Genomic DNA, 25,284 nt, shown 5'->3' with positions numbered 1-25,284 from the left:
CGGGACCCGGTCCCCTACTCCTCGAAGTCCGCCGCGGCCACCCGCAGCGGGCGCAGCAGCGCGAAGATCTCCCCGCACTCCTCGGCGTCGTACGCGCCGAGGCCGAAATCGACGGCCATCAGGTCCTCCGTCGCCGCCTCGACCACCTCGCGGCCCTTGTCCGTGATGGAGGCGAGGGTGCCGCGGCCGTCGTTCGGGTTGGGCCGCTTGGCGACCAGTCCGGACTTCACCAACCGGTCCACGGTGTTGGTCACCGACGTCGGGTGGACCATCAGCCGCTCGCCGATCTTCGACATCGGCAGTTCGCCGGCCTTGGAGAAGGTCAGCAGCACCAGCGCCTCGTACCGGGCGAAGGTCAGCCCGTACGGCTTGACCACCGCGTCGACCTCGCCGAGCAGGATCTGGTGCGCCCGCATGATCGAGGTGATCGCGGCCATCGAGGGCACGGGCCCCCAGCGCTGCTGCCAGAGCTCGTCGGCGCGGGCGATGGGGTCGAAGGGAAGGCTGAGCGGCTTGGGCACGCCTGTGACCCTACCGGGACGTCACTTCGCGGCGGCGGCCGTCTCACCCCTCAGTCGGTCCTCCTGCCGGACGGCGGCCCGCAGTTCGGCCAGGAGCAGCAGCACGACCCCGGTGCCGAGGATCCCGGACCCGGTGACCACCCCGTGCACCGGAAGGAACTCGGCGGCGAGCCCGGCCAGCGCCATGCCGACTCCCTGGAGGGTCATCAGACCGGTGCTGAGCAGGGTCATCGCCCGCCCGCGCAGCTCCTCGGGCACGGCGTCGACGTACCACTGGTCCAGGCCGAGGGTGTAGGCGTGGGCCAGCCCGGCGAGCAGCAGCGCGACGAGGACCAGCGTCACGCCCGGCCGGACGGCGAAGAGCATCAGCGGCAGCAGACCGGCGGCGGCGAGCGGGACCACGATCCGCGAGCGCGTCCGGGCGGTGAGGGCCGAGCCGGCCCAGAGTTCCCCGGCGATGGTGCCGACGGGCATGGCGCACATCATCAGGCCGAGTGCGGCGGTGCCGACGCCGATGCCGTCCGCGTACGGGGCGAGCAGCGCCTCGGGCACCACGAGGAAGACGGGCGGCAGCCAGAAGAGCAGCATCAGGGCACGCAGCCGCCGTCGGCCGAGGACGGCGCGCAGTCCGGCGAGCGGGGAGGTACGGGCGCCGCCGCGGGCGGGACGGCTGCGGGTGCCCAGCCGGAGCAGAAGCGCGGAGCCGAGGAATCCGGCGGCGGTGAGGGCGATGGCACCGCGCGGCGCGAGCACGGTGAGCAGCAGCCCGCCGAGGCCGAAACCGATGAGCTGGGCGCTCTGGGCCACCATGCGCAGCAGCGAGCGGCCGAGGACGAAGGTGTCGCCGACGCCGAGGATGTCGGAGAGGGAGGCATTGCGCGTGCCCTGGAACAGCGGGGCCACGAAGGCCATCGCGCAGCGCAGGGCGAGGAGCACGGCGACCGGCGTGCCCGGCAGCACCATGGCCGCCGCGCACAGCGCGCACAGGAGGTCGCACGCGACGAGGACCCGGCGGGCGGGGTGGCGGTCGGCGATCCCGGCGAGCAGGGTGCCCCCGAGGACGTACGGGAGGAAGCCGAGGGCGAAGGTGAGCGCGCTCATCAGGGGCGAGCCGGTGGCGCGGTAGACGAGGACGGACAGCGAGATCTCGGCGACGACCACGCCGAACACGGACAGCAGATGGGCGGCGAAGACGGGCCGGAACTCACGGACCCGGAACACGGAGCGGTAGCCCGGTGGCGATGTGGACCGCCCGGGCGCCTGGGTGTCGGCTGGCATGGGCCCAGCGTCTCGGACGGTGGTGCGGCGCCCCAGGGATTCGCCTGTGGCCGAATGTTGCGGCAGAGTCCCCCGGGCAAGGGAAGGGCCGGGAAGGGAAGGGCCGGGATGGGGCTGCACCACTACTTCGGGCACGAGGACCTGCTGCGGTGCCGGTTCGCGCTGTCGCCCGCGTGGGAGACGCAGGAGGCCGTCCGCACCCTGAACCGCCCGGACCGGCAGGGCTACCACCTGCCCTGGCTGCGCCGGATCCGCGCCGCGGCCGACGGTCTGGACCTGCGGCCGCTGTGGCTGCTGATGCCGAACCGGGGGCACAGTACGGACTTCATCAGCCCGCCCCCGAGCGGACCGGGGGTCTCCTTCGAGGAGGAGATCGCACTGATCCGCGCGGCCGATCCGGTCGCGGCGCGCGAGGACATGCGCAAGTCGCTGGCCTGTACGCCGGGCGCCCTCGACAGCGATCTGGGCCGGTCCCTGCTCGCCGATCCGGTGCGGGCCGTGCGCGAGCTGGCCGATCTGTTGGAGCGGGCCTGGAGCGTCCTGATCGAACCGCACTGGCCACGGCTGCGGGCCCTGCTGGAGGCGGACGTCCTCTTCCACTCGCGCCGGCTCGCCGACGGTGGGCTCCAGTCGCTCTTCGACGGCCTGCACCCGGACCTCTCCTGGGACGCCGCCTCCCTCACCCTGACCATCGAGCGGCGCAGCCACCACGAACGCGTCCTGGGCGGCCAGGGGCTGCTCCTGATGCCGAGCGCCTTCGTCTGGCCGCAGATCGCGGGGGGCTTCGACCCGCCCTGGCAGCCGACCGTCGTCTACCCGGCCCGCGGCATCGGCGCCCTGTGGACGCCGGTCGGCAGGGACACTCCGGACGCGCTCGCCCGCCTGCTGGGCCGGGTCCGGGCCGATGTGCTGTGCGCGCTGGAGGAGCCGGCCTCCACGACGGCACTGGCCCACCGGCTCGGTCTGGCCCCGTCCAGCGTCTCGGCCCACCTGGGGGTCCTGCGCGCGGCCGGGCTGCTCATCTCGGCCCGCCACGGCCACCAGGTCCGCTACGAGCGCACCCCGCTGGCGATCGCGCTCACCACCGGCGACGCCGCCGGCTGAACCACCCGGCGGGGAGCGGCCTCTTCCCCGACCAGTTCTGTACCTTCGCCTACGACGCCCGCACTCGGCCTGGCGCCTGGCGCCTGGTCAACCGCAACAGCGGCACGTGCGTCTCGGTCCGCGCGGACGGCGGGAACAACGACCGGACCCTGCGGGCGTCCTGCACCGCCGAGCCCTGGCTCCTGTGGCGGACGCAGCGACGCCCGGGGCGCGGCCGGCTGCTCCGGGGCCCGCACCCCGAGCCGCTTCGCCGCCGAGGGCCGTACGCGCGGACCGGGTCAACGGGTGCCGCGCCGCAGGCCGTGGCGGACCACGCGCTGGCTCAGGGAGCCGAGGCCCTCCAGCACCGTGGCCAGCCCGGCGAGCTGCTCCAGCGCGTCGAGCGCGCTGCCGGCGCCGTTCGGGTCCACCCCCTCGTACAGCTCGATGCCGATGAAGGAGGCGGCCGTGGCCCGGGCCAGCCCCGCCGGGTCGGCGTACCCGGCCAGCGGGGTCGCCGCCAGCAGCCGGGTGAGGACCTCCTCCAGCTCCCGGATCCACAGCCCGAGCCCGTCGGCGGTGGCGGCGGCGAGGACGGGCGAGCTCTGCCCCGCGGCCAGCAGCTGCCCGAGCAGGGCCACGTTCCCGGCGGCCCGTTCCTCCGCGTGCATGGAGCGGGCGAACTCCAGCAGTTCGCCGAGGCTGCCCAGGGCGGCGAGCCGTTCGCGGTAGCGGGCCACCCGCTGCTCGGCGCCGAACCGGCAGGCCGCGGCGAGCAGCTCGTCCACGGAGCCGAAGTGGTAGAAGATCAGGCCCTGGCCCACCCCGGCGGTGGCCGCGATGGTGCGGGCGGAGGTCTTGGCCACGCCCTGCTCGGCCACGGTGCGCAGGGCCCCTTCGAGGAGCTTCTCCCTGGTGGCGGCGCTCATGCCCGAACCTCCTCGCGGACGGGCCGCAGGTCGCCGCAGAGTCCCGTGGCCCACCGGTCGCGGGCGTCGACGTACTCCGCGGTGAAGGAGCCCTCGTAGCCGAAGAGCGGTCCGAAGCGGCGGTTGACCACGCGGACCCGGATCCGGAAGCGGCCGGTGGCCTCGTCGAAGGACTCGCGGACCTCGGCGTCACCACCGATGAGATCGGGGACGCGGACGTCGACGGGGCCCTCGCGGAAGCGGTGTTCACCGGAGCGGATGAGCAGCGAGCCGTCGGGCTCGGCACTCATGTGCAGGTCGCTGGCGAGGTGCTGGTGGGTCCCGAGGTAGTCGAGGACGCAGTCGCGCTCGGGGCTGTGGACCATCGTGGCGTCGAAGCGGTGGGGTCCGCCGGGCAGCCGGAAGGTCCGTACGAAGGTGACCGTCTCGCGCCCGAAGGAGTCGAGGTAGGGGAGGTTCTCGATGACGAAGGGGACGTCGCGGCCCTCGCGCGGCACCAGGATGTTCCGCAGGCCGCCGAGCCGGAGGAAGGGCTTCACATAGCCCGGGCCGTGCCATATCCGCTCCATGGTGCCGCGGCCGATGCAGCCCTCGCCGCTCGCCAGCCCGACCGAGAAGCGGCGCTGGATCTGCGGGTGCAGACGGTCGAAGTCGGCCCCCATGTGGGCGCGGAAGATGGAGGTCATGACGGCTCCAGGGTGCTGAGCAGGCGGGGGGCGCGGGCGGGAGTGCGGCCGGGCGGGGTACGCAGGCAGCGGCGGGCGGCCGGGGTGCCGGGCAGCGGGGGAAGCAGCACGGCGGCGGCCAGGACGAACAGGGCGGCCGCCGGCGGCGCGTACAGCAGGGCGGCCGTGCAGAGCAGGGCGCGCAGGGCGCTCTCCCCGACGGCGCGGGCGAGGGCGCGGCCCGGGGTGGTGCCGCGCTCGCACCACAGCCGCAGCCGGTCGAAGGACCAGGCGGTGGCCCAGCCCATGAGCGGGCGGAACACCAACCGGTCGGCGAGGGCGCCGAAGCGGCCCCAGCGCGGGCGGTAGTCGTAGCCGGTGAGGAAGCGGATCCCGTCCGGGCCGGGGACGTAGCGCCAGTACCCGCTGCCCTCGGCGAGCAGCGACAGCGGGTGCTCCGAGGCGAACCGCAGGGCGGAGACCCGGGTCCCGTCGGCGCGGTGCCGTTCCCCGGCGGAGATCCCGGTCCCGTCGACGGAGAGGAAGGGCAGCACGCGGGTCGCGTACCGGAACCGCTGGGGTTCGCCCTCGGCGCGCGGGAGGTAGCCGATGGAGGTGAACCGCAGGTCCCACCGCTGGTGCTGCGCCGGGTCCTGGGTGCGTTCCCAGAGCTCGTCCATGCCGGCCCGGATCCGCGTCTCGACGTACAGGCCCATCTCCACCCCCCGTTCTGCGTGTTGAGCGATCGCTCAAACGGCACCCTAGGAGAGATTGAGCAATCGCTCAAGTCGCTGCGGCCGGCTTCCGGGCATGCGAAGGCGCCCCCGACCGGGTGGCCGGGGGCGCCTTCGGAAAGTTCGGTGGAACGGGAGTCGGTGAGGGGGTCTCAGCCCTCGGCGAGGTGCCGCTCGACCGTCTCGACCTTCGAGGTGATCCCGTCGTGGACTCCGGGGCGGATGTCGCCCTTCAGGATGAAGGAGACGCGCGGCGCCCGCTCCTCGACGGCCGCGACCGCGCGCCTGACCACGTCCATGACTTCGTCCCAAGGTCCTTCGACGGTGGTGAACATGGCGTCGGTGCGGTTCGGCAGCCCGGACTCGCGGACCACCCGGACCGCGTCGGCGACGTACTCGCCGACCTCTTCGCCGACCCCCAGCGGGGTCACCGAGAACGCGACGATCATGCCTGGGCCGCCTCGCGCGCGACACGGGCCGCCACCACGCTGTCCGCCTCTTCCCGCTTGAGCAGCTTGTCGCCGTACAGGCCGCCCAGGGGCACCACGGAGAGGAAGAAGAAGAACACGGCCTTCTTGAACGGCCACTTCGCCTTGTACCAGACGTCCAGCAGCAGCACCCCGTAGATCATGAACAGGATCGCGTGCAGAAAGCCCAGCGGCATCAAGAGGTAGTCGATGTCCGAGACCCGGCTCAGCAGCGAGCCGAAGATCAGCAGGGCCGGGAACGACAGCGCCTCCGGAACGGAGACGAGGCGAAGGCGGTGCAGGGCGGAGGCGGTCTTGATGTCCACGTGGAACCTTCGGGGTGGAGGCCAGGGTCCCTCCCAGTGTCTCAGCCGCTTTACGGGATCTTGACCCGACCCCTCCCCCCGTCGCCGCCCCGACGGGGGGCCTGCACCGCGCCGAGATCGGCCCCTTATCTCCCGGGTGTGGCATATATCCGCCACAGGGCCCTGTTCGGGGTGGCCCGCTGCCGATAACGTCTTCCCGTGGCTCAGTTCCGACTCCAAGGCAGCAAGGTGCTGGCCGTCGATCTGACCGGGGATGCCGTGAAAGCGAAGAACGGCTCCATGGTCGCGTACGACGGGCAGATGGCCTTCAAGAAGATGACCGGCGGTGGCGAAGGCCTCCGCGGCATGGTGACCCGCCGGCTGACCGGCGAACAGATGACGGTGATGGAGGTACAGGGACACGGCACATGCTTCTTCGCCGACCGCGCAAGTGAGATCAATCTGGTCAACCTGCAGGGCGAGAAGCTCTACGTCGAGTCCAGCAACCTGCTGTGCACCGACGCCGGTCTGCGCACCGGCACCACCTTCACCGGCCTGCGCGGTGCGACGACGGGCAACGGCCTGTTCACCACGACCGTCGAGGGTTCGGGGCAGGCCGCGATCATGTCCGACGGCCCGGCCGTGGTGCTGCGCGTGAGCGCCCAGTACCCGCTGTCCGTCGACCCCGGCGCGTACATCGCGCACACGGGCAACCTCCAGCAGTCCTTCCAGTCCGGTGTGAACTTCCGCACACTCATCGGCGAGGGCTCCGGGGAGTCGTTCCAGATCCGCTTCGAGGGCGAGGGCCTGGTCTACGTGCAGCCCAGCGAGCGCAACACCGTCGGGGGCGACATCTGATGCCGTTCCGCGAGATCAACTCGAAGATGGTCGAGGCCCAGGTCGTCCCCGGGCAGAAGATGTACAGCCAGCGCGGCGCGATGCTCGCGTACCGCGGCGAGGTCTCCTTCACCCCGAGCCTGACGGGCGGTCAGGGCGGGGTCATGGGCATGATCGGGCGCCGGGTGGCGAACGAGCAGACCCCGCTGATGGCGGTCGAGGGCAGCGGCACCGTGATGTTCGGCCACGGCGGCCACCACATCCAGGTCATCAACCTGACCGGCGAGACCCTCTACGTCGAGGCCGACCGGCTGCTCGCCTTCGACGGCACCCTCCAGCAGGGCACGATGTTCATGGGCTCCCAGGGCGGGGTCATGGGCATGGTCCGCGGCCAGGTGACCGGCCAGGGCCTCTTCACCACCACCCTCAAGGGCCACGGCTCCGTCGCCGTGATGGCCCACGGCGGGGTCATCGAACTGCCGATCACCCCCCAGCGCCCGATCCACGTGGACCCGCAGGCCTACGTCGCCCACCACGGCGACGTGCGCAACAAGCTCTCCACCGCCCTCGGCTGGCGGGACATGGTGGGCCGCGGCTCGGGCGAGGCGTTCCAGCTGGAGCTGTCCGGCCAGGGCGCGGTGTACGTACAGGCCTCCGAGGAGAAGCTGTGAACTTTGGCCCTGTGACCGGCGGACCGGGCGGCCCGACGGTCCACGACCCGTACACGCTGCCCTCCGACGACAACGTGAACGCGTACACCTTCTGCGTGGAGCTCAAGGGGAGCCAGTGGTTCCTGCAGAAGGGCAAGATGATCTCGTACTACGGGAACATCGAGTTCAACGGCATCGGCAACGGACGCTTCGACCGCCTGCTGCGCACCAGCTTCCACTCGCCGCTGCACGCCAGTGACTGGGTGGTGGCCGAGGGCTCGGGCAAGATGCTGCTGGCCGACCGGGCCTTCGACGTGAACTCGTACGACCTGGGCAACGGCAACCTGACGATCCGTTCGGGCAACCTGCTCGCGTACCAGCCCTCGCTCGCCCTGAAGCAGTCGATCGTGCCGGGCTTCCTGACGCTGATCGGAACCGGGAAGTTCGTGGCGGCGTCCAACGGACCGGTGGTGTTCATGGAGCCGCCGCTGCGCGTGGACCCGCAGGCGCTGGTGGGCTGGGCGGACTGCCCCTCGCCGTGCCACCACTACGACCACGGCTACATGACGGGCGTGATGGGCGGACTGCGCTCGCTGACCGGCATCGGGGGCAGCTCGGGCGAGGAGCACCAGTTCGAGTTCGTCGGCGCCGGCACGGTACTGCTGCAGTCGTCGGAGATGCTGATGGCGGAGCAGGCGATCGGCACGGTCGGCGCCAATGCGGCGACGGGCAACGCACAGGGCGTTCCGGGGGCCGGTCAGGGCCCGATGGGGCAGCTGGGCGTGCCACGGATGCCGGGACAGCTGGGTGATCTCCAGCGCCGACTCGGACTGTGATCCACCAGACCTCGGATTTTTGTACGTAATTCAACTTTTTAGGTAGAGTTCATTCATGGAGACCATGGAGACCGAGACGGCCACACGTTGGCTGACCGACGCCGAGCAGTGCGCCTGGCGCACCCACCTGGACGTCAGCAGACTGCTGATGCACCAGCTGGAAAAGGATCTCCAGCCCTTCGGACTCACCAACAACGACTACGAGATCCTCGTGAACCTCTCGGAGTCGCAGGACCACCGGATGCGGATGAGCGACCTGGCGACCGCCACGCTGCAGTCCAAGAGCCGGCTGTCCCACCAGATCACCCGCATGGAGACCGCGGGCCTGGTGCGCCGGGTGAATTGCGAGTCCGACCGCCGGGGCCTGTACGCGGTGCTCACCGACGAGGGCATGGAAACGATGCGACGGGTCGCCCCGCACCACGTGGCGTCCGTCCGTCAGCACTTCATCGACCTGCTGCCGCCGGAGGCCCTGGCGGCGCTGCGCTCCTCGCTGGCCCCGGTGGCCGAGCACCTGCGAGCCAACCGCGGCAAGGTCTGAGGCGCGGCCGATCGCCGTCCGGGGCGCGCGGGCTCGCCGCGCCCCGGACGGCGATCGGCCCGACAATGGCTGGGAACGCTCGCTGCCGGCCCCGTGCCCGTCGGGCCGGCCTGAGGAGGTCCAGCCCATGAAGCGCAACGTGTTCGTCTCCGCAGCCGCGTCCGTGGCCCTGCTGGTCGCGGGACCCGTCGCCACCAGTGCCGCGGCGTCGGCCGACACGGCCGGAACCGCCCCCGCTGCCGCTGCCGCTGCCCGGGCCGACGTCACGGCCGAGCAGGCCATCGCCGCCGCCCTCAAGGACTACCCGGGCGTCGTCGAGTCCCTCGACCGGGACGGCAACGTCTGGCACGTGGACGTGATCACCAAGGACGGCAAGGCCCACGCCGAGCTGGAGGTCGACGCCGCCACGAGCAAGGTCACCCGCGAGAACGTGGACACCGACCAGAACCCGAGCGAACACAAGGACCTGCTCGCCGCCAAGGTCACCGCGGAGCAGGCCGCCAAGGCCGCCGTAGCGGCCCACCCGGGCACGGCGTGGACCGTCGAATGGGACTCCGACGACGACAACGGCAAGGCCGCTTCCTGGCACGTCGAGGTGCGCGGCTCCGACGGCAAGACGTGGGACGGCTCCGTGGACGCCACGACCGGCAAGGTCACCGCGCAGTCCGACTCGGACTCCGACTCGGACTCCGACCAGAACAACTGACGGCCCGGCCCTGCCCCGGCAGCGACGCCGCACGCGTCCCGCCGGGGCCGGGCCTCGGCCTGGGCCTAGGCCTCCGTCAGTGTCGCCAGCAGCGCGTCCGCCGCCGCGTACGGGTCCAGCTCGCCCACGGCCACCCGGGCGGCCAGCGCGTCCAGGTGGGCGTCACCGTGCAGGTCCGCCATCCGCGCCCGCAGCGCCGTCACGGCGATCGTCTCGACCTCCCGGGCCGCCCGGACGGCCCGGCGGTGCGCAAGCACCCCGCGCTCATCCATCCACGCCCGGTGCTTCTCCAGCGCCTCGACCAGCTCGTCGATGCCCTGGCCGCGGGCCGCGACCGTCTTCACGATCGGCGGCCGCCAGTCGTCCCGGCCGCGCGCCTCGCCGAGGCCCAGCATGTGGTTCAGCTCCCGGGCCGTCGCGTCCGCGCCGTCCCGGTCCGCCTTGTTGACCACGTACACGTCGCCGATCTCCAGGATGCCCGCCTTGGCGGCCTGGATACCGTCGCCCATGCCGGGCGCCAGCAGCACCACCGAGGTGTCTGCCTGGGAGGCGATCTCCACCTCCGACTGCCCGACCCCGACCGTCTCGACCAGAATCACCTCGCAGCCGGCCGCGTCCAGCACCCGGATCGCCTGCGGGGCGGCCCAGGCGAGCCCTCCCAGGTGGCCCCGGGTGGCCATGGAGCGGATGTAGACCCCCGGGTCCGAGGCGTGGTCCGACATCCGCACCCGGTCGCCGAGCAGTGCCCCGCCCGAGAAGGGCGAGGAGGGGTCGACGGCGAGGACGCCGACCCGCTTGCCGGCCTTGCGGTACGCGGACACGAGCGCCGAGGTCGAGGTCGACTTGCCGACGCCCGGCGATCCCGTCAGACCCACCACGTACGCCCCGCCCGTCAGCGGTGCCAGCGCGGCCATCACCTCGCGCAGTTGCGGGGACGCCCCCTCGACCAGCGAGATCAGCCGGGCCACCGCTCTCGGCCGGCCCTCACGGGCCTGTGCCACCAGCTGGGGGACGTCCACCGCCGTCATACGTGCTGCGCTCCTCGGATCTCGTACGGGATGGGTGAGGGCCGCCAGGCCCGGGGAAGAGGGGCCGCCGGCCCCCGTATCGGGGCCCGGCGGCCCGGCGCTGCCTACTTGGCGACGCGGACGATCAGCGCGTCGCCCTGGCCGCCGCCACCGCACAGGGCGGCCGCGCCGACGCCGCCGCCGCGGCGCTTGAGCTCCAGCGCCAGGTGCAGCACCACGCGGGCTCCGGACATGCCGATCGGGTGCCCCAGGGCAATGGCGCCACCGTTGACGTTCACCTTTTCCGGGGTCACGCCGAGGTCCTTCATTGACTGCACGGCGACCGCCGCGAAGGCCTCGTTGATCTCGATGAGGTCCAGGTCGGAGACCTCCAGGCCCTCCTTCTTCAGCGCGTGCAGGATCGCGTTCGACGGCTGCGACTGGAGGGAATTGTCCGGACCGGCCACGTTGCCGTGGGCGCCGATCTCGGCGATCCACTCCAGGCCGAGCTCCTCGGCCTTCGCCTTGCTCATCACGACCACGGCGGCCGCGCCGTCGCTGATCTGGGAGGAGGTGCCGGCGGTGATCGTGCCGTCCTTCGCGAAGGCCGGACGCAGCTTGCCGAGGGACTCCACGGTGGTCTCGGGGCGGATGCCCTCGTCCGAGGAGAAGATGACCGGGTCGCCCTTGCGCTGCGGGATCTCCACGGGGACGATCTCGGCCTCGAAGACGCCGTTCTTCTGCGCGGCCGCGGCCCGCTGGTGCGAGGCGGCGGCAATCTCGTCCTGCGGGGCGCGCTCGATGCCCAGGCGGGTGTTGTGCTTCTCGGTGGACTCGCCCATCGCGATGTTCTCGAAGGCGTCGGTGAGGCCGTCGTAGGCCATCGCGTCCAGCATCTCGATGGCGCCGTACTTGAAGCCCTCGCGGGACTTGGGCAGCAGGTGCGGGGCGTTGGTCATGGACTCCTGACCGCCCGCGACCACGATGTCGAACTCCCCGGCGCGGATCAGCTGGTCGGCCAGCGCGATCGCGTCCAGGCCCGAGAGGCACACCTTGTTGATCGTGAGGGCGGGCACGTTCATCGGAATGCCGGCCTTGACCGCCGCCTGGCGGGCGGGGATCTGGCCCGCGCCGGCCTGCAGCACCTGGCCCATGATCACGTACTGCACCTGGTCGCCGGAGATCCCGGCCCGGTCCAGCGCGGACTTGATGGCGAAGCCGCCGAGGTCGGCACCGGAGAAGGACTTCAGCGAGCCGAGCAGCCGCCCCATGGGCGTGCGGGCCCCGGCGACGATCACAGAAGTGGTGTTGTTCGATCCGGACATGAGGCACAGCCCCTTGGATGAGGAGTGAACGAGGGTTTACGTGAATGTACTGGGCGGTACCGCAGCGGTCACCGGGCTGCCGGTGTGATCGCGCGCACGTTGCGTGACCACCCCCTTCAGGAGTGCACTGTCACCATGCTGACAAGAATCGACCACATCGGGATCGCCTGCTTCGACCTGGACAAGACTGTCGAGTTCTACCGTGCCACGTACGGCTTCGAGGTGTTCCACTCCGAGGTCAACGAGGAGCAGGGTGTCCGCGAGGCCATGTTGAAGATCAACGAAACCTCCGACGGCGGCGCCTCCTACCTCCAGCTCCTGGAACCCACCCGCGAGGACTCGGCCGTGGGCAAGTGGCTGGCGAAGAACGGCGAGGGGGTCCACCACATCGCCTTCGGCACCGAGGACGTCCAGGGGGACTCCGAAGCCATCCGCGGCAAGGGCGTCCGCGTCCTCTACGACCAGCCCCGCACGGGTTCCATGGGCTCCTCGATCACCTTCCTGCACCCCAAGGACTGCCACGGCGTTCTCACCGAACTGGTCACCTCGAACCCCGAGCACTGATGGACCACTGATGGCCCGATTCCCCGGCCGGTAGAGTGGCCATGGCTCGGCCGGGGTTCGGTGCGGAGACGGGGTCGGGGCCTGTGACCCCTGCCCCGGTATCTGACACCATTCCCCCGGGGGCGTCGTTCAGCGGGCGAGCGATGCTCATTTGGGAGTGAGCTTGCGACCAGGGGACGGATGGGACCGCGCTGTGCGGGGCTACGAAAGCCAGGAGAGCCATCAGGCCGAGGCCGACCATCTCTCGCGCTTCGAGGCCGAGATGGAGCGGCTGAAGAAGGAGCGCGGGAAGGCCGTCCAGCACGCTGAGGACCTGGGATACCAGGTCGAGGTGCTGCGCGCCAAGCTTCACGAGGTACGACGCGCACTGGCGTCCCGCCCCGCCTACGACGGCGCGGACATGGGATACCAGGCGGAGCAGCTGCTTCGCAATGCCCAGATCCAGGCCGACCAGATGCGCTCGGACGCCGAGCGCGAGCTGCGCGACGCCCGGGCGCAGACCCAGCGCATCCTCCAGGAGCACGCCGAGCACCAGGCGCGCCTGCAGGCCGAGCTGCACGCCGAGGCGGTGAACCGCCGCCAGCGCCTGGACCAGGAGCTGGGCGAGCGCCGCCAGACCGTCGAGGCGCACGTCAACGAGAACGTGGCCTGGGCCGAGCAGCTGCGCGCCCGTACGGAGGCGCAGGCGCGCCGGCTCATGGAGGAGTCCCGCGCCGAGGCCGAGCAGTCCCTGAACGCCGCCCGCGCGGAGGCCGCCCGGGTCGCCGAGGAGACCCGGCGCCGGATGGCCGCGGACGCCGAGGCCGCCCGCGGGGAGGCCGAGGCCACCCTGCTGCGCGCCCGCAAGGAGGCGGAGCGGCTGCTGACCGCCGCCTCCTTGCAGGCCCAGGAGGCCAGCGAGCACGCGGAGCGGCTGCGCTCCACCACCTCCGCCGAGGCCGAGCACACCCGGCAGCAGACCCTGGACCTCGGCCGGCTGGCCGAATCCCGGGTGCAGGAGGCCGACTCCGCGCTGCGCGAGGCGCGCGCCGAGGCCGAGAAGATCCTCGCGGAGGCCAAGGAGAGCTCCACCCGGCAGCTGGCGTCGGCGGAATCCGTCAACGAGCAGCGCACCCGCACCGCCAAGGAGCAGGTCGCCCGGCTGGTCGGCGAGGCCACCAAGGAGGCCGAGGTCCTCAAGGCCGAGGCCGAGCAGGCCCTGGCCGACGCCCGCGCGGAGGCGGAGCGACTGCGCCGCGAGGCCGGCGACAGCGCCCGTACGGCCGCGGCCGAGGACATGGCGGCCCAGCTGGCGAAGGCCGCCCGTACGGCCGAGGACGTATTGAACAAGGCCTCGGAGGACGCCCGGGCCACCACCCGGGCCGCGTCCGAGGAGGCCGAGCGGATCCGCCGCGAGGCGGAGACCGAGGCCGACCGGCTGCGCCTGCAGGCGGCGACCACGGCCGACGAGCTCAAGGGCGCCGCGAAGGACGACACCGAGGAGTACCGGGCCCGCACGGTCGAGCTCCAGGAGGAGGCCCGGCGGCTGCGCGGCGAGGCCGAGCAGCTGCGCGCCGAGGCCGTCGCCGAGGGCGAGCGGATCCGCGGCGAGGCCCGCCGCGAGGCCGTCCAGCAGATCGAGGAGGCGGCCCGGACCGCCGAGGAGCTGCTCGGCAAGGCCAAGGCGGACGCGGACGAGCTGCGCGGCGGGGCGACCGCCGAGAGCGAGCGGGTGCGCGCCGAGGCCGTGGAACGGGCCGGCACGCTGCGCAAGCAGGCCGAGGAGACCCTGGAGCGGACCCGCGCCGAGGCCGAGCGGCTGCGCGCCGAGGCCGAGGAAGGCGCCGAGAGCGTACGGGCCGAGGCGGACGCGGCGGCCCTGGCCAGGCGCGAGGAGACCGAGCAGGCGCTGGCCGCCAAGCGCGCGGAGGCCGACGAGGAGCTCGTACGGCTGCACACCGAGGCCGAGGGCCGGCTGACGACGGCCGAGCAGACGCTGCGTGACGCCCGCGCCGCGGCGGAGAACATCCGCCGGGAGACCACGGAGGAGAACGACCGGCTGCGCGCCGAGTCGGCGGAGCGGATCCGTACCCTCCAGGCGCAGTCGGAGGCCGAGGCCGACCAGCTGCGCACCGACGCGGCGCAGGACGCCGGCCGGGTCCGCGCGGAGGCAGAGCAGTCCGCGGTGCGGCTGCGCGGTGAGGCCGAGGCCGAGGCGGAGCGGGTGCGCTCCGAGGCCCAGGAGACGGCGGACCGGCTGCGCGCGGAGGCGAAGGCCGCTGCCGAGCGGGTCGCCGAGGAGGCCGCCGAGGCGCTGGCCGCCGCCCAGGAGGAGGCCGCCCGGCGCCGCCGGGAGTCCGAGGAGACCCTGGCGTCGGCGCGGACCGACGCGGACAGCGAGCGGGCCCAGGCCCGCGAGCAGAGCGAGGAACTGCTGGCGCAGGCGCGCAAGCGGTCCGAGGAGGCACAGGCCGAGGCGGTCTGGCTGACCGAGGAGGCCGAGCGGCGCGCGTCGGAGGTCGTATCGGCGGCGGAGACCACCGCCCAGCAGGTACGGGACTCCGTGGCCGGGCTGCACGAGCAGGCCGAGGAGGAGATCGCCGGGCTGCGCAATGCCGCCGAGCACGCGGCGGAGCGTACGAAGTCGGAGGCCGAGGAAGAGGCCGGCCGGGTCCGTGCGGACGCCTACGCGGAACGGGAGCGGGCCACCGAGGACGCCAACCGGGTCCGCAGCGAGGCGCGGGCCGAGACGGACGCGGCGAAGGCACTGGCGGAGCGTACGGTCGGCGAGGCCATCGCCGAGGCGGAGCAGCTGCGCAGCGACACCGCCGAGTACGCACAGCGGGTGCGTACGGAGGCCACGGACGCACTGGCCGCGTCCGAGCGGGACGCGGCGCGGACCCGGGCCGACGCCCGGGACGACGCGAACCGCATCCGCGGCGAGGCGGCGGAGGCCCTGGAGGCCGCCCGCACCGAGGGCGCCCGGATCACGGCCGAGGCGGCCGCGGAGGCCGAGCGGCTCACCCAGGAGACCCTCGCGGCGAACGCGGCCACGGTCGCGGACGCCGAGGCGGAGGCCGCGCGGATCACTTCCGAGGCGGCCGAGATCGCCGAGGCCACTCGCATCGAGGCCGCGGGCATCCTGGACGAGGCGCGGGCCGATGCCAACCGGCTGCGTACCGAGGCGGCGGAGCAGGTCGACCGGCTCATCACCGAGGCGTCGGCGGAGGCCGACCGGCTCACCGAGGAGACCCGGGCGGCGAACGCGGCGACGGTCGGCGAGGCGGCGGCCGAGGCCGAGCGCCTCACCACCGCGGCGACCCGGCTCAAGGCGCAGGCGGCCGAGACCCTGGCGAGCGCCGAGCGCGACGCGGCGCGGATCATGGTCGACTCTCGTGCCGAGGGCGACCGGCTGATCGACGAGACCCGTGTGGCCAACGAGGCCACGGTCGGCGAGGCCGCGGCGGAGGCCGACCGGCTGCGCGCCGAGGCGGCCCGGGAGCTGGACGACGCCCGTGCGGAGGGCGGCCGGATCATCGGCGAGGCCACCGCGGAGGCGGACCGGGTCACGGTCGCGGCGAACGAGACCCTGGCGGGCGCCGAGCGCGATGCCGAGCAGACGCTGGACGAGGCGCGCGCCGAGGCCAACCGGCTGCGCACCGAGGCGGCCGAGCAGGCGGACCGGCTCGTCACGGAGGCCGTGTCCGAGACGGAGAAGCTCACCGAGCAGACCCGCAAGGACAACGAGCGGACGGTCGGCGAGGCGGCCACCGAGGCCGAGCGGCTGCGCGCGGACGCGTCCGAGGCGCTGTCCTCGGCGCAGGAGCACGCGACCCGCACCCGGTCGGAGGCCGAGCGGGTCAAGGCGCAGGCGGCTGCCGAGGCGGAGCGCATCCGCGGCGAGGCCCGTACGGAGTCCGAGCGACTGCTGGACGAGGCCCGCGAGGCGGCCAACAAGCGCCGCAGCGAGGCCGCGGAGCAGGTCGACCGGCTCATCACCGAGGCCTCGGCGGAAGCCGAGAAGCTCACGACCGACGCGCAGAAGCAGGCTCTCGCCGCCACCACGGCGGCCGAGGAGCAGGCCGACGCGATGGTCGACGCGGCCCGCAAGGAGGCCGTGCGGATCACCTCCGAGGCGACCGTCGAGGGCAACTCCCTGGTGGAGAAGGCCCGTACGGACGCGGACGAGCTGCTGGTGGGCGCGCGCACGGACGCGGCGGCCATAAGGGAACGGGCGGAGGAGCTGCGCGGCCGCGTCGAGGGCGAGGTCGAGGAGCTGCACGAGCGGGCCCGGCGGGAGTCGGCCGAGCAGATGAAGTCGGCCGGCGAGCGCGTGGACAAGCTGGTGCGCGCGGCGACCGAGCAGAGCATCGAGGCCGAGGCCAAGGCCAAGGAGCTGGTTTCGGACGCGAGCAGCGAGGCGAGCAAGGTGCGCATCGCCGCGGTCCGCAAGGCGGAGGCACTACTCAAGGAGGCCGAGCAGAAGAAGGCGGAGCTGGCCCGGGAGGCCGAGAGCGCGCTCGCGCAGGCCAAGGCGGAGGCCGAGCAGCTCGTCGACGAGGGCCGCCGCGAGCTGGAGGTCCTGGTCCGCCGTCGTGAGGACATTCAGGCGGAGATCTCCCGTGTCCAGGACGTTCTTGAGGCGTTGGAATCATTCGAGGCGCCTTCGGGCGGCGGGAAGCCGACGGTCGGCGGTCAGGGCGCGGGGGGCGTGAAGGCCGGAGCGACAGCAGGTTCCACTCGTTCGGGTGGCAAGGCGTCGGAGGGGTAGCCAAATGCCCAACGATGTGTGCACCTGATGAAGGTTCAGGCGAACGGGTGACAAGCGTTCTGCTGTCTTGCCACTCAAAAGGGGTGTCATTGTCCAGATCAAACGCGGATTGACTCGATGACACGCCGTCTGGGCGCCTAGGATTCCCCTAACACCTCACGTAGCACCTCATCGGTCTCATTCGACAGGAACCCCATGAGCGACACTTCCTCCCCCTTCGGCTTCGAGCTCGTGCGGCGTGGTTACGACCGTGGTCAGGTGGACGACCGCATTACCAAGCTGGTCTCCGACCGCGACAGCGCCCTTGGACGTATCAACTCTCTGGAAAAGCGGATCGAGGAGTTGCACCTCGAGACGCAGAACGCCCAGGCCCAGGTGAACGACGCCGAGCCCTCGTACGCCGGTCTCGGCGCCCGGGTCGAGAAGATCCTGCGGCTGGCCGAGGAGGAGGCGAAGGACCTGCGCGAGGAGGCCCGTCGCGCGGCCGAGCAGCACCGCGAGCTCGCCGAGTCGGCCGCCCAGCAGGTGCGCAACGACGCCGAGTCGTTCGCCGCCGACCGCAAGTCGAAGGCGGAGGACGAGGGCGTCCGCATCGTCGAGAAGGCCAAGGGCGACGCGTCGACCCTGCGCGCCGAGGCCCAGAAGGACGCGGCCTCCAAGCGCGAGGAGGCCGACGCCCTGTTCGAGGAGACCCGCGCCAAGGCCGCCCAGGCCGCCGCGGACTTCGAGACCAACCTCGCCAAGCGCCGCGAGCAGTCCGAGCGCGACCTGGCCTCCCGCCAGGCCAAGGCGGAGAAGCGCCTCGCGGAGATCGAGCACCGCGCCGAGCAGCTGCGCCTGGAGGCCGAGAAGCTGCGTACGGACGCCGAGCGCCGGGCCCGCCAGACCGTGGAGACCGCGCAGCGCCAGGCCGAGGACATCGTGGCCGACGCCAACGCCAAGGCGGACCGGATCCGCAGCGAGTCCGAGCGCGAGCTGGCGGCGCTCACCAACCGCCGCGACTCGATCAACGCGCAGCTGACCAACGTCCGCGAGATGCTGGCGACGCTCACCGGTGCGGCCGTCGCGGCGGCCAACCCGATCGTGGACGACGAGCCCGTCACCCGCGGCGTCCCGGCGCAGCAGAGCCGCTGATCACCGGCGGGTAGTACGCGGCACCTGTCGTGCGCCCGATCGAGGGCCCTATGTCACCCTTTTGAGGTGGCGTAGGGCCCTCGGGCGTTCTAGCGTGGCCGCATGATCGAGCTCGAGGGCCTTACGAAACGATTCGGTACGACGACCGCCGTGGACCACCTCAGCTTCCGGATCCGGCCGGGGGTGGTGACCGGTTTCCTGGGCCCGAACGGCGCGGGCAAGTCCACGACGATGCGCATGATGCTCGACCTCGACAATCCGACCAGCGGCACGGTCCGGGTGTACGGGAAGCACTACCGCGACCTGTCGGAGCCGTTGAAGCACGTCGGCGCGCTGCTGGACGCGAAGGCCATGCACGGTGGCCGAAGTGCATACAACAACCTTCTCTGCCTGGCCCAGTCGAACCGCATCCCGCGGCAGCGGGTCGACGAGGTGCTGGATCTGGTCGGCCTGACGGCCGTGGCGAAGAAGAAGTCCAAAGGATTTTCGCTCGGAATGAGCCAACGGCTGGGAATCGCCTCCGCATTGCTGGGCGATCCGGAAATCCTGATGTTCGACGAGCCCGTCAACGGCCTGGACCCCGAGGGAATTCTCTGGATCCGCAATCTGATGAAGGGCCTGGCGGCAGAAGGGAGGACGATCTTCGTTTCGTCCCACCTGATGAGCGAAATGGCGCTGACCGCTGACCATTTGGTCGTCATCGGACAGGGAAAGCTGCTGGCAGACCTGCCGATGGCCGATTTCATCCAGCAGAACTCGCGCAGCTACGTGCGGCTGCGCTCACCGCAGCAGGAACGACTGAAGGACCTCCTGCACGAGGCCGGGATCAATGTCGTCAGCGTTCCCGCCACCGGCACCCTGGAGATCGACGGCGTGAGTGCGGAGCAGCTCGGCGAGCTGGCCGCCCGGCACCAGATCGTGCTGCACGAACTCAGCCCGCAACGGGCATCACTGGAGGAAGCGTTCATGCGCATGACGGCGGACTCCGTCGAGTACCACGCCCACGCACCGGGCATGGCTGCCGACAACCCGGCCCGGCCGGCCGACGTCCCCGCATGGGGCGCCGCCCACACCGCGACGCGCAAGGCCGGTGAGTGAGCATGGCCTTCACCGCCGTCCTGCAGTCCGAGTGGACCAAGATCCGCACGGTGGCCTCCACCAGCTGGACCCTCGCCCTCGTCTTCCTCGTCACCGTCGGGTTCGCCGCGCTGTTCAGCGCCACGTTCGACCCGAACCGCCTGGACGCGGCCCAGCGGGCCACCTTCGACCCCACCGCGACGAGCCTCAGTTCGATGGAGCTCGGACAGCTGGCCATGATCGTCTTCGGTGTGCTGGTCGTGAGCACCGAATACAGCACGGGCATGATCCGTACCTCGCTGGCCGCCGTACCCCGCCGGGAGCACTTCCTGCTCGGCAAGATGGCGGTCGCGACCGCGCTGGCCCTGGCCGTGGGGCTGCTGACCAGCTTCGCGTCGTTCTTCCTCACCCAGGCGCTCCTCGGTGACCTCGGCATCGGGATCGGCGAGGAGAACGTGCTGCGCGCCGTGACCGGCGCCGGACTGTACCTGGCGCTGCTGGCCCTCTTCTGCATGGGCGTGGCGGCCATGCTGCGCAGTTCGGTCGCCGCCATCAGCGTCCTGGTCCCGTTCTTCCTGATCGTCTCGAACCTCCTCGTGGGCTTCGAGGCGACGCGTACGGTCGGCCAGTACCTGCCGAGCAATGCCGGAGGGCGGATCATGCAGGTCGTGCCCCACGCGTTCGACAGCCCCGAAACGCCGTACGGCCCGTGGGGCGGCTTCGGGATCATGGTCCTCTGGACGCTGGCCGCGGTACTCGGGGGCTACGCCGTCCTCCGCAAGAGGGACGCCTGAACTCCTGCCCGCGTACTACGGGGGATCCCCGGGTCGGCCTCAGGGGCACCTCAGGGATCCGGGCGGGGACGGAACCGTAGGAAGCTCGTTATCCTCTTAACCCTTACGCGGGCGAAAGTCGTCCCGGCCTGGTAAGGGGCAGCAAGATGATCGAGGCAGTCGGCCTGACCAAGCGCTACGGCGCGAAGACCGCCGTCGACCAGCTGTCCTTCCAGGTCAAGCCGGGTCACGTCACCGGATTCCTGGGGCCCAACGGCTCCGGCAAGTCCACCACCATGCGCATGATCGTGGCCCTGGACCGGCCCACATCCGGCCACGTCACGATCAACGGCCGGCCCTTCCGGGAGCTGCCGAACGCCCAGCGGCACGTCGGGGCGCTGCTCGACGCCAAGGCCGTGCACGGCGGCCGCCGGGCCCGCGCCCACCTTCTCTCCATCGCCCAGCTCTCCGGCATCCCGGAGAAGCGGGTGGACGAGGTACTCGCCGTGGTCGGCCTCCAGGACGCCGCCCGGCAGCGTACGAAGGGCTTCTCGCTCGGCATGGGCCAGCGGCTCGGCATCGCCACCGCCCTGCTCGGCGACCCGCAGGTGCTGCTGTTCGACGAACCGGTCAACGGTCTCGACCCCGAGGGCATCCTCTGGGTCCGCAACCTCATGCGCCGCCTCGCCTCCGAGGGCCGCACCGTCCTCGTCTCCTCGCACCTGATGAGCGAGATGGCCCTGACCGCCGACCACCTGATCGTGATCGGCCGGGGCCGCCTGCTGGCCGACATGGGCACCCAGGAGTTCATCGCGCACAACTCGGCCGGATTCGCTCGGGTGCGTGCGGCCGACACTGATCGCGATGGCCGGGAGACGCTGGGTACGGCCCTCACCAAGGCGGGCGGTCGAATCCTCCAGGAGCCCGACGGAGCACTCCGCGTGACGGGGCTGGAGCTGCCGCAGATCTCGGACCTCGCGCACAGGGCCGGCGTACGGCTGTGGGAGCTGTCACCGCACCGGGCCTCGCTGGAGGAGGCGTACATGCGGATGACCCAGTCCTCGGTCGAGTACACCTCCACCGAGGACCCGCGGGCCGAGCTGTGGGAGCCGGAGCCGCTCGCCCTCCCGGCCTGGGAGGACGAGGCCGAAGCCGCCCCCGAGGTCCCGCGGACCGGCTTCTACGCTCCCCCGCCGCCCGGGGCGGGCGGGCAGCCCTTCCTGATGCCGAGCAACCCCGGCGAGCTGGCGAGCGCGTCCGGGAACCCCTCCCCGAACACCCCCGAGGACACCCGATGACCCCGACGACCACGACGGCGGAGCAGCCCGGGAGCTACAGCTCCCCCCTGGCCACGCCGCGGCCGCACCTGGGGCACGCCCTGGCCTCGGAGTGGACCAAGCTGGTCTCGCTCCGCTCCACCCTGTGGACGCTGGGCTCGCTCGTGCTGATCGTGGTCGGCGTCGGCCTGGCCGTCGTCGCGCAGACCGGGGACGAGGACTTCGCACAGATCAACTTCACCACGCCCGCCCTGATCGGCCTGCTGGTCGGCCAGCTCGCGGTGATCGTCCTCGGCGTGCTGACCATCAGCTCGGAGCACGGCACCGGGCTGGTGCGGACCACCTTCACGGCCGCCCCCGACCGGCACCGGGTGCTCACCGCGAAGTACCTCGTCTTCAGCATGACGGCCTTCGTCACCACCACGCTGTCGGTCTTCGTGGTCGGGGTCTCCGCGGCGGTCGTACGCGGCGGCTCCGCGTCCGGGCCGCACGCGGCCGGCGAGTGGTTCGGGGCACTGCTCGGCTGCGGCTACGTCACCCTGCTCGGCGTGCTCGCGCTCGCGATCGGCGCGCTGGTGCGGCACTCGGCCGGGGCGATCGCCCTGATGCTGGGCCTGGTCACGCTGCCGCCGGTGATCGGGGGCATGCTCAGCATGTGGGTGGCCGTCGAGCCCCTCGGCCGGCTCATCCTGAAGTACAACGTACCGGTGGCGATGATGCAGCTGTTCGGCCTGCAGGAAGGCGGCGACCTCGGCCCGGCGCCGAGCAACTTCTCGCACCTGATCCTGATCCTGCTGGTCACCGGCGCCGCGGTGGCCGGATCGTACGTGGTCGTCGGCCGCCGGGACGTCTAGTACTCCGGCTAGTACTTCGGCGCGTTGCGGGACCGCTGCACCTTCGTGGTGCGGCGGTCCTTCGCGTTCCAGCAGGCCTTGTGCCAGTGCCGCCGGTCGTCCACGCCGCCGTACTCGGGCCAGGCCACCAGGTGCGGGGTGCCGGAGGGGATCTCCTGGTCGCAGCCGGGGCAGCGGTAGCGCTTGCCCGCCGCGCTCGCGCCGGCCACGTGCCGGACCTTCCAGTCCTCGCCCTGGTACTCCTCCGTGCGCTCCAGCCCGTAGCGGTCGAGGCCGGTGCTGGGGCGTTCGTCCGGAGTCTCGCCGCCTCTGGGGCGGTTGTTGCGCGGTGACACGTATACCTCACGGATGGGCGGACGGCAGTGACTTTCTCCCAGACTACGCGCAGCGAGGCCGGGTACCCGCAGGGTGGTTGTGGGAGGCCGGCCCGCGAAGAGGAATGGCCCGACAATCCCAATAACTTTCCTGTCAGCCCGTGCCTTTGGCACGTGTCAGACGTTGTTGCCATAGGAAGAACCGGTCAACCTGGGGGAGGCCGCGTCAGCCGCGAGGAGGCTAAAGGCGATGCGCGTAGGAGCGTTTGTACTGGCGGCCCAGTTCCCGGGCCAGGGACAGGGAGAAGCACTGCACCGGGCGGTGCGGACCGCCGAGGTGGCCGAGGAGGCCGGGCTCGACTCGGTCTGGCTCGCCGAGCACCACTTCGTCCCGTACGGGGTCTGCCCGTCGGCGGTGACCCTGGCGGCCCTGCTGCTGGGCCGCACCCGGCGGCTGCAGGTGGGTACGGCGGTGAGCGTGCTGCCCAGCACGCACCCGGTGGCGCTCGGGGAGCAGGCGGCCCTGCTGCACATGACCTCGGGCGGCCGGTTCACCCTCGGGGTGGGACGGGGCGGGCCGTGGGTCGACCTGGAGGTGTTCGGGGGCGGCCTGGACAGTTACGAGAACGGTTTCCCGGAAGCCCTGGACCTGCTGCGGCGCTGGCTGACCGAGGCCCGGGTCGGAGCCGCCGGCGAGCGGTACGGATTCCGCGAGGTGGCCGTCGTACCGCGGCCCTCGGAGGCCCTGGACGGGGACGCGGCCGGGCCCGAGGTCATCGTGGCCTGCACCTCGCCGGCGTCGGTGCGGATGGCGGCGGAGCGGGGGCTGCCGATGTTGCTCGGGATGCACTGCGGGGACGACAGCAAGGCCGAAATGGTCGCCCTGTGGCGCAGCGCGGCGCTGGCGGCGGGCCACTCGCGCGAGTTCGTGGCCGGCGCGGGACACGTCTCGGCCGGGGTGTGCCAGATCGCGGACCGTACGGCGGATGCGCGCGAGACCCTGCTGAAGGCGATGCCGGGCTGGCTCAAGCAGGGCCTCGACGCACATGTGACGGTCGACGGTCGGGGGCGCGCGATGCGGGATCCGGTCGCCTACACGGAACTGCTCTGCGACCTGCACCCGGTGGGTACCCCGGAGGTGGCGGCGGACCGGCTGGCGGCCACGTCGGCACGGACGGGCATCACGCGCTTCGCCCTCCTGACGGAGGGCTCCGGCGATCTCGCCGCGACGGAGGAGAACGTACGACGACTGGGCGCCGAGGTCCTTCCCCGTCTCGACTGAGACCTGCCGGTCCTGCCCGGGCCGTTTCCTTCGGATCACCCCGGTGGGGCCGGGCACGGTCCGAAGGAGACGGCCTAGCAGTCCCGCAGCTCCGGCGACTGGTTGAGCAGCTGGCCGCGGATCGAAGTGAACTTGGCCAGCCGGTCGTCCACCGAGGGATCCAGCGGGAAGACCGCCAGCCGGTGACAGTTCTGGAACGCCAGGCGTACTCCGAAGTGCCGCTGCAGCGCACCGCGTATCGCGTCACTCGCGAGGGCGCGCAGCAGCTGCCCCCGAGCCTGCTCGTCCGGCGGCGGCGTCTGGTTGTCGGCGAACTGTCCGCCGTCCACCTTCAGCTGGGCCACCAGTGAGCTGATCATCTCCCAGGCGTAGGGCAGGGAGGTCCGGACGCAGTCGACGAAAGCGGCTTCGTCGACCTCGCCTCGCTCGGCCTGTTCGAGTAGGGCCGGTGAGACGTCGAGCGACATGGGTTCTCCTCTCGCGACCCCGGCTGTTTGGGTTGCCGGAGTCTTACGGGCAGGGAAGGAGATCGCGACGCAGAGTGCACGCTCGACAACCTCCCGCTCACCACGGTAGGCGTCCCATGGGTGACGCACCAGGAGAATGCGCATACAACGCGCCATCGGCGAAGGGGGCTTTCAGGGGCGAATCGCGTGAAGGCCTTCTCGTCGAGTAGCGTTGCCGACCATGCGTCTCGTCATTGCCCGCTGCTCCGTCGACTACGCGGGCCGGCTCACCGCCCATCTGCCCTCGGCACCCCGTCTGATCCTCGTGAAGGCCGACGGCAGTGTCTCGATCCACGCGGACGACCGAGCGTACAAACCGCTCAACTGGATGTCGCCGCCGTGCACCCTCAAGGAGGGGAGCGGTGACGAGGCCAACGTGTGGACGGTCATCAACAAGGCGGGCGAGAAGCTCATCATCACCATGGAGGAAGTCCTGCACGACTCCTCCCACGAGCTGGGCACCGACCCGGGCCTGATCAAGGACGGCGTCGAGGCACACCTCCAGGAACTCCTCGCGGACCGCATCGAAACGCTGGGCGAGGGCTACACGCTGATCCGGCGCGAGTACATGACGGCGATCGGCCCGGTGGACATCCTGTGCCGGGACGCCAAGGGCGCGACGGTGGCCGTGGAGATCAAGCGCCGCGGCGAGATCGACGGTGTCGAGCAGCTGACCCGCTACCTCGAACTCCTCAACCGCGACCCGCACCTGGCCCCGGTGCGCGGCGTGTTCGCGGCCCAGGAGATCAAGCCGCAGGCGAAGGTCCTGGCGACGGACCGCGGGATGGACTGCGTGGTTCTGGACTACAACGCGCTGCGCGGCATCGAGGACGACAAGCTCCGCCTGTTCTGATCCTCCACCGGTTCTC

General features: G+C 71.8%; 26 protein-coding genes. 15 read left to right on the top strand and 11 right to left on the bottom strand.

All coding sequences use genetic code 11. The features are described from left to right. Nucleotides 1–14 precede the first annotated feature (14 nt). Both IE257_RS29570 and IE257_RS29565 read right to left on the bottom strand, forming a co-directional pair. Nucleotides 15–521 carry a MarR family winged helix-turn-helix transcriptional regulator gene (locus IE257_RS29570; protein WP_189972937.1) on the bottom strand — a complete coding sequence of 169 codons (507 nt, stop codon included), beginning with the start codon at nucleotides 519–521 and terminating at the stop codon, nucleotides 15–17. Between the two features lie 21 nt (nucleotides 522–542). Further along, the gene (locus IE257_RS29565; RefSeq protein ID WP_189972936.1) at nucleotides 543–1,799 is read right to left on the bottom strand and encodes an MFS transporter; all 1,257 of its coding nucleotides are present in this window, start codon (nucleotides 1,797–1,799) and stop codon (nucleotides 543–545) included. A 108-nt stretch (nucleotides 1,800–1,907) separates the two neighbouring features. Between IE257_RS29565 and IE257_RS29560 the strand changes: the two genes are divergently transcribed. Then, a complete protein-coding gene (locus IE257_RS29560) occupies nucleotides 1,908–2,903 on the top strand; it encodes an ArsR/SmtB family transcription factor (RefSeq protein WP_189972935.1) in 996 nt (331 codons plus the stop codon). 278 nt (nucleotides 2,904–3,181) lie between these two features. Here the strand turns inward: IE257_RS29560 and IE257_RS29555 are convergent, their stop codons facing one another. From IE257_RS29555 to IE257_RS29535, 5 genes are all read right to left on the bottom strand, one after another. After that, a complete protein-coding gene (locus IE257_RS29555) occupies nucleotides 3,182–3,811 on the bottom strand; it encodes a TetR/AcrR family transcriptional regulator (protein ID WP_189972934.1) in 630 nt (209 codons plus the stop codon). Beyond that, entirely contained in the window at nucleotides 3,808–4,497 is a 690-nt protein-coding gene (locus IE257_RS29550; protein WP_189972933.1) for a DUF4166 domain-containing protein, read from the bottom strand. The genes IE257_RS29555 and IE257_RS29550 overlap by 4 nt, the downstream gene beginning before the upstream one ends. Beyond that, nucleotides 4,494–5,192, bottom strand: a complete 699-nt coding sequence (locus tag IE257_RS29545) for a hypothetical protein (protein ID WP_189972932.1) — start codon at nucleotides 5,190–5,192, stop codon at nucleotides 4,494–4,496. The genes IE257_RS29550 and IE257_RS29545 overlap by 4 nt, the downstream gene beginning before the upstream one ends. A 170-nt stretch (nucleotides 5,193–5,362) precedes the next feature. Further along, on the bottom strand, nucleotides 5,363–5,659 hold the full coding sequence (locus IE257_RS29540) for an MTH1187 family thiamine-binding protein (protein WP_189972931.1): 297 nt from the start codon (nucleotides 5,657–5,659) through the stop codon (nucleotides 5,363–5,365). Beyond that, a complete protein-coding gene (locus IE257_RS29535) occupies nucleotides 5,656–6,003 on the bottom strand; it encodes a DUF3817 domain-containing protein (protein WP_189972930.1) in 348 nt (115 codons plus the stop codon). Before IE257_RS29535 ends, IE257_RS29540 begins: the two co-directional genes overlap by 4 nt. Nucleotides 6,004–6,201: 198 nt before the next feature. Here IE257_RS29535 and IE257_RS29530 point away from each other — a divergent pair, with 198 nt between their 5' ends. The 5 genes from IE257_RS29530 (at nucleotide 6,202) to IE257_RS29510 (ending at nucleotide 9,552) form a co-directional block, all read left to right on the top strand. Continuing rightward, complete coding sequence (locus IE257_RS29530; protein WP_189972929.1) at nucleotides 6,202–6,840, top strand: AIM24 family protein; 639 nt, start codon at nucleotides 6,202–6,204, stop codon at nucleotides 6,838–6,840. After that, complete coding sequence (locus tag IE257_RS29525) at nucleotides 6,840–7,490, top strand: AIM24 family protein (RefSeq protein WP_189972928.1); 651 nt, start codon at nucleotides 6,840–6,842, stop codon at nucleotides 7,488–7,490. The genes IE257_RS29530 and IE257_RS29525 overlap by 1 nt, the downstream gene beginning before the upstream one ends. An 11-nt stretch (nucleotides 7,491–7,501) precedes the next feature. Further along, the gene (locus IE257_RS29520) at nucleotides 7,502–8,305 is read left to right on the top strand and encodes an AIM24 family protein (RefSeq protein WP_189973039.1); all 804 of its coding nucleotides are present in this window, start codon (nucleotides 7,502–7,504) and stop codon (nucleotides 8,303–8,305) included. Nucleotides 8,306–8,369: 64 nt separating this feature from the next. Further along, the gene (locus tag IE257_RS29515) at nucleotides 8,370–8,846 is read left to right on the top strand and encodes a MarR family winged helix-turn-helix transcriptional regulator (RefSeq protein WP_189973038.1); all 477 of its coding nucleotides are present in this window, start codon (nucleotides 8,370–8,372) and stop codon (nucleotides 8,844–8,846) included. Nucleotides 8,847–8,973: 127 nt separating this feature from the next. Further along, nucleotides 8,974–9,552 carry a PepSY domain-containing protein gene (locus tag IE257_RS29510; protein ID WP_189972927.1) on the top strand — a complete coding sequence of 193 codons (579 nt, stop codon included), beginning with the start codon at nucleotides 8,974–8,976 and terminating at the stop codon, nucleotides 9,550–9,552. A 65-nt stretch (nucleotides 9,553–9,617) separates the two neighbouring features. Here the strand turns inward: IE257_RS29510 and meaB are convergent, their stop codons facing one another. Then, on the bottom strand, nucleotides 9,618–10,580 hold the full coding sequence (gene meaB / locus IE257_RS29505; protein ID WP_189972926.1) for a methylmalonyl Co-A mutase-associated GTPase MeaB: 963 nt from the start codon (nucleotides 10,578–10,580) through the stop codon (nucleotides 9,618–9,620). 104 nt (nucleotides 10,581–10,684) lie between these two features. Next, the gene (locus IE257_RS29500) at nucleotides 10,685–11,884 is read right to left on the bottom strand and encodes an acetyl-CoA C-acetyltransferase (RefSeq protein WP_189972925.1); all 1,200 of its coding nucleotides are present in this window, start codon (nucleotides 11,882–11,884) and stop codon (nucleotides 10,685–10,687) included. A 135-nt stretch (nucleotides 11,885–12,019) separates the two neighbouring features. On the opposite strand from IE257_RS29500, the gene mce reads away from it, so the two are divergent. From mce to IE257_RS29465, 7 genes are all read left to right on the top strand, one after another. Next, nucleotides 12,020–12,448: a methylmalonyl-CoA epimerase gene (mce, locus tag IE257_RS29495; RefSeq protein ID WP_008738238.1), complete on the top strand. Its 429-nt coding sequence runs from the start codon at nucleotides 12,020–12,022 to the stop codon at nucleotides 12,446–12,448. Between the two features lie 193 nt (nucleotides 12,449–12,641). Beyond that, nucleotides 12,642–17,198, top strand: a complete 4,557-nt coding sequence (scy, locus tag IE257_RS29490) for a polarized growth protein Scy (protein WP_189972924.1) — start codon at nucleotides 12,642–12,644, stop codon at nucleotides 17,196–17,198. 195 nt (nucleotides 17,199–17,393) lie between these two features. Continuing rightward, a complete protein-coding gene (locus IE257_RS29485; protein WP_030386920.1) occupies nucleotides 17,394–18,332 on the top strand; it encodes a coiled-coil domain-containing protein in 939 nt (312 codons plus the stop codon). A 102-nt stretch (nucleotides 18,333–18,434) separates the two neighbouring features. Next, a complete protein-coding gene (locus tag IE257_RS29480) occupies nucleotides 18,435–19,430 on the top strand; it encodes an ABC transporter ATP-binding protein (RefSeq protein ID WP_189972923.1) in 996 nt (331 codons plus the stop codon). 2 nt (nucleotides 19,431–19,432) lie between these two features. Continuing rightward, nucleotides 19,433–20,203 (top strand): ABC transporter permease, encoded by a 771-nt coding sequence (locus IE257_RS29475; RefSeq protein ID WP_189972922.1) that lies wholly within the window; start codon nucleotides 19,433–19,435, stop codon nucleotides 20,201–20,203. Nucleotides 20,204–20,349: 146 nt separating this feature from the next. Then, nucleotides 20,350–21,480 (top strand): ABC transporter ATP-binding protein, encoded by a 1,131-nt coding sequence (locus IE257_RS29470; protein WP_189972921.1) that lies wholly within the window; start codon nucleotides 20,350–20,352, stop codon nucleotides 21,478–21,480. After that, complete coding sequence (locus tag IE257_RS29465) at nucleotides 21,477–22,313, top strand: ABC transporter permease (protein WP_189972920.1); 837 nt, start codon at nucleotides 21,477–21,479, stop codon at nucleotides 22,311–22,313. The genes IE257_RS29470 and IE257_RS29465 overlap by 4 nt, the downstream gene beginning before the upstream one ends. A gap of 8 nt (nucleotides 22,314–22,321) precedes the next feature. Here IE257_RS29465 and IE257_RS29460 read toward each other — a convergent pair whose 3' ends face one another. After that, nucleotides 22,322–22,648 (bottom strand): Rv1322 family protein, encoded by a 327-nt coding sequence (locus tag IE257_RS29460; RefSeq protein ID WP_030386925.1) that lies wholly within the window; start codon nucleotides 22,646–22,648, stop codon nucleotides 22,322–22,324. A 229-nt stretch (nucleotides 22,649–22,877) separates the two neighbouring features. On the opposite strand from IE257_RS29460, the gene IE257_RS29455 reads away from it, so the two are divergent. Continuing rightward, nucleotides 22,878–23,909, top strand: coding sequence for an LLM class flavin-dependent oxidoreductase (locus IE257_RS29455; RefSeq protein WP_189972919.1), 1,032 nt, complete (start codon nucleotides 22,878–22,880; stop codon nucleotides 23,907–23,909). 74 nt (nucleotides 23,910–23,983) lie between these two features. Here the strand turns inward: IE257_RS29455 and IE257_RS29450 are convergent, their stop codons facing one another. Continuing rightward, nucleotides 23,984–24,376: an SCO5389 family protein gene (locus IE257_RS29450; RefSeq protein ID WP_030386927.1), complete on the bottom strand. Its 393-nt coding sequence runs from the start codon at nucleotides 24,374–24,376 to the stop codon at nucleotides 23,984–23,986. A gap of 220 nt (nucleotides 24,377–24,596) precedes the next feature. On the opposite strand from IE257_RS29450, the gene nucS reads away from it, so the two are divergent. Then, entirely contained in the window at nucleotides 24,597–25,268 is a 672-nt protein-coding gene (nucS, locus tag IE257_RS29445) for an endonuclease NucS (RefSeq protein WP_030386928.1), read from the top strand. Nucleotides 25,269–25,284: the final 16 nt, after the last annotated feature.

Source organism: Streptomyces avidinii (assembly GCF_014650695.1).
Lineage (GTDB): Bacteria > Actinomycetota > Actinomycetes > Streptomycetales > Streptomycetaceae > Streptomyces > Streptomyces avidinii.
The sequence above is the reverse complement of the archived record's forward strand: the minus strand, read 5'-3'. Positions and strand labels throughout refer to the sequence as shown.

What these genes read in the sequence shown, in the direction of transcription:
- IE257_RS29510 (WP_189972927.1), top strand. Translation starts at nt 8,974, where the DNA reads ATGAAGCGCAACGTGTTCGTCTCCGCAGCCGCGTCCGTGGCCCTGCTG.
- IE257_RS29545 (WP_189972932.1), bottom strand. Translation starts at nt 5,192, where the DNA reads ATGGGCCTGTACGTCGAGACGCGGATCCGGGCCGGCATGGACGAGCTC.
- mce (WP_008738238.1), top strand. Translation starts at nt 12,020, where the DNA reads ATGCTGACAAGAATCGACCACATCGGGATCGCCTGCTTCGACCTGGAC.
- IE257_RS29555 (WP_189972934.1), bottom strand. Translation starts at nt 3,811, where the DNA reads ATGAGCGCCGCCACCAGGGAGAAGCTCCTCGAAGGGGCCCTGCGCACC.
- IE257_RS29500 (WP_189972925.1), bottom strand. Translation starts at nt 11,884, where the DNA reads ATGTCCGGATCGAACAACACCACTTCTGTGATCGTCGCCGGGGCCCGC.
- IE257_RS29550 (WP_189972933.1), bottom strand. Translation starts at nt 4,497, where the DNA reads ATGACCTCCATCTTCCGCGCCCACATGGGGGCCGACTTCGACCGTCTG.
- IE257_RS29450 (WP_030386927.1), bottom strand. Translation starts at nt 24,376, where the DNA reads ATGTCGCTCGACGTCTCACCGGCCCTACTCGAACAGGCCGAGCGAGGC.
- IE257_RS29470 (WP_189972921.1), top strand. Translation starts at nt 20,350, where the DNA reads ATGATCGAGGCAGTCGGCCTGACCAAGCGCTACGGCGCGAAGACCGCC.
- IE257_RS29455 (WP_189972919.1), top strand. Translation starts at nt 22,878, where the DNA reads ATGCGCGTAGGAGCGTTTGTACTGGCGGCCCAGTTCCCGGGCCAGGGA.
- IE257_RS29565 (WP_189972936.1), bottom strand. Translation starts at nt 1,799, where the DNA reads ATGCCAGCCGACACCCAGGCGCCCGGGCGGTCCACATCGCCACCGGGC.
- IE257_RS29515 (WP_189973038.1), top strand. Translation starts at nt 8,370, where the DNA reads ATGGAGACCGAGACGGCCACACGTTGGCTGACCGACGCCGAGCAGTGC.
- IE257_RS29485 (WP_030386920.1), top strand. Translation starts at nt 17,394, where the DNA reads ATGAGCGACACTTCCTCCCCCTTCGGCTTCGAGCTCGTGCGGCGTGGT.
- IE257_RS29540 (WP_189972931.1), bottom strand. Translation starts at nt 5,659, where the DNA reads ATGATCGTCGCGTTCTCGGTGACCCCGCTGGGGGTCGGCGAAGAGGTC.
- meaB (WP_189972926.1), bottom strand. Translation starts at nt 10,580, where the DNA reads ATGACGGCGGTGGACGTCCCCCAGCTGGTGGCACAGGCCCGTGAGGGC.
- IE257_RS29465 (WP_189972920.1), top strand. Translation starts at nt 21,477, where the DNA reads ATGACCCCGACGACCACGACGGCGGAGCAGCCCGGGAGCTACAGCTCC.
- IE257_RS29480 (WP_189972923.1), top strand. Translation starts at nt 18,435, where the DNA reads ATGATCGAGCTCGAGGGCCTTACGAAACGATTCGGTACGACGACCGCC.
- IE257_RS29560 (WP_189972935.1), top strand. Translation starts at nt 1,908, where the DNA reads ATGGGGCTGCACCACTACTTCGGGCACGAGGACCTGCTGCGGTGCCGG.
- IE257_RS29525 (WP_189972928.1), top strand. Translation starts at nt 6,840, where the DNA reads ATGCCGTTCCGCGAGATCAACTCGAAGATGGTCGAGGCCCAGGTCGTC.
- nucS (WP_030386928.1), top strand. Translation starts at nt 24,597, where the DNA reads ATGCGTCTCGTCATTGCCCGCTGCTCCGTCGACTACGCGGGCCGGCTC.
- IE257_RS29475 (WP_189972922.1), top strand. Translation starts at nt 19,433, where the DNA reads ATGGCCTTCACCGCCGTCCTGCAGTCCGAGTGGACCAAGATCCGCACG.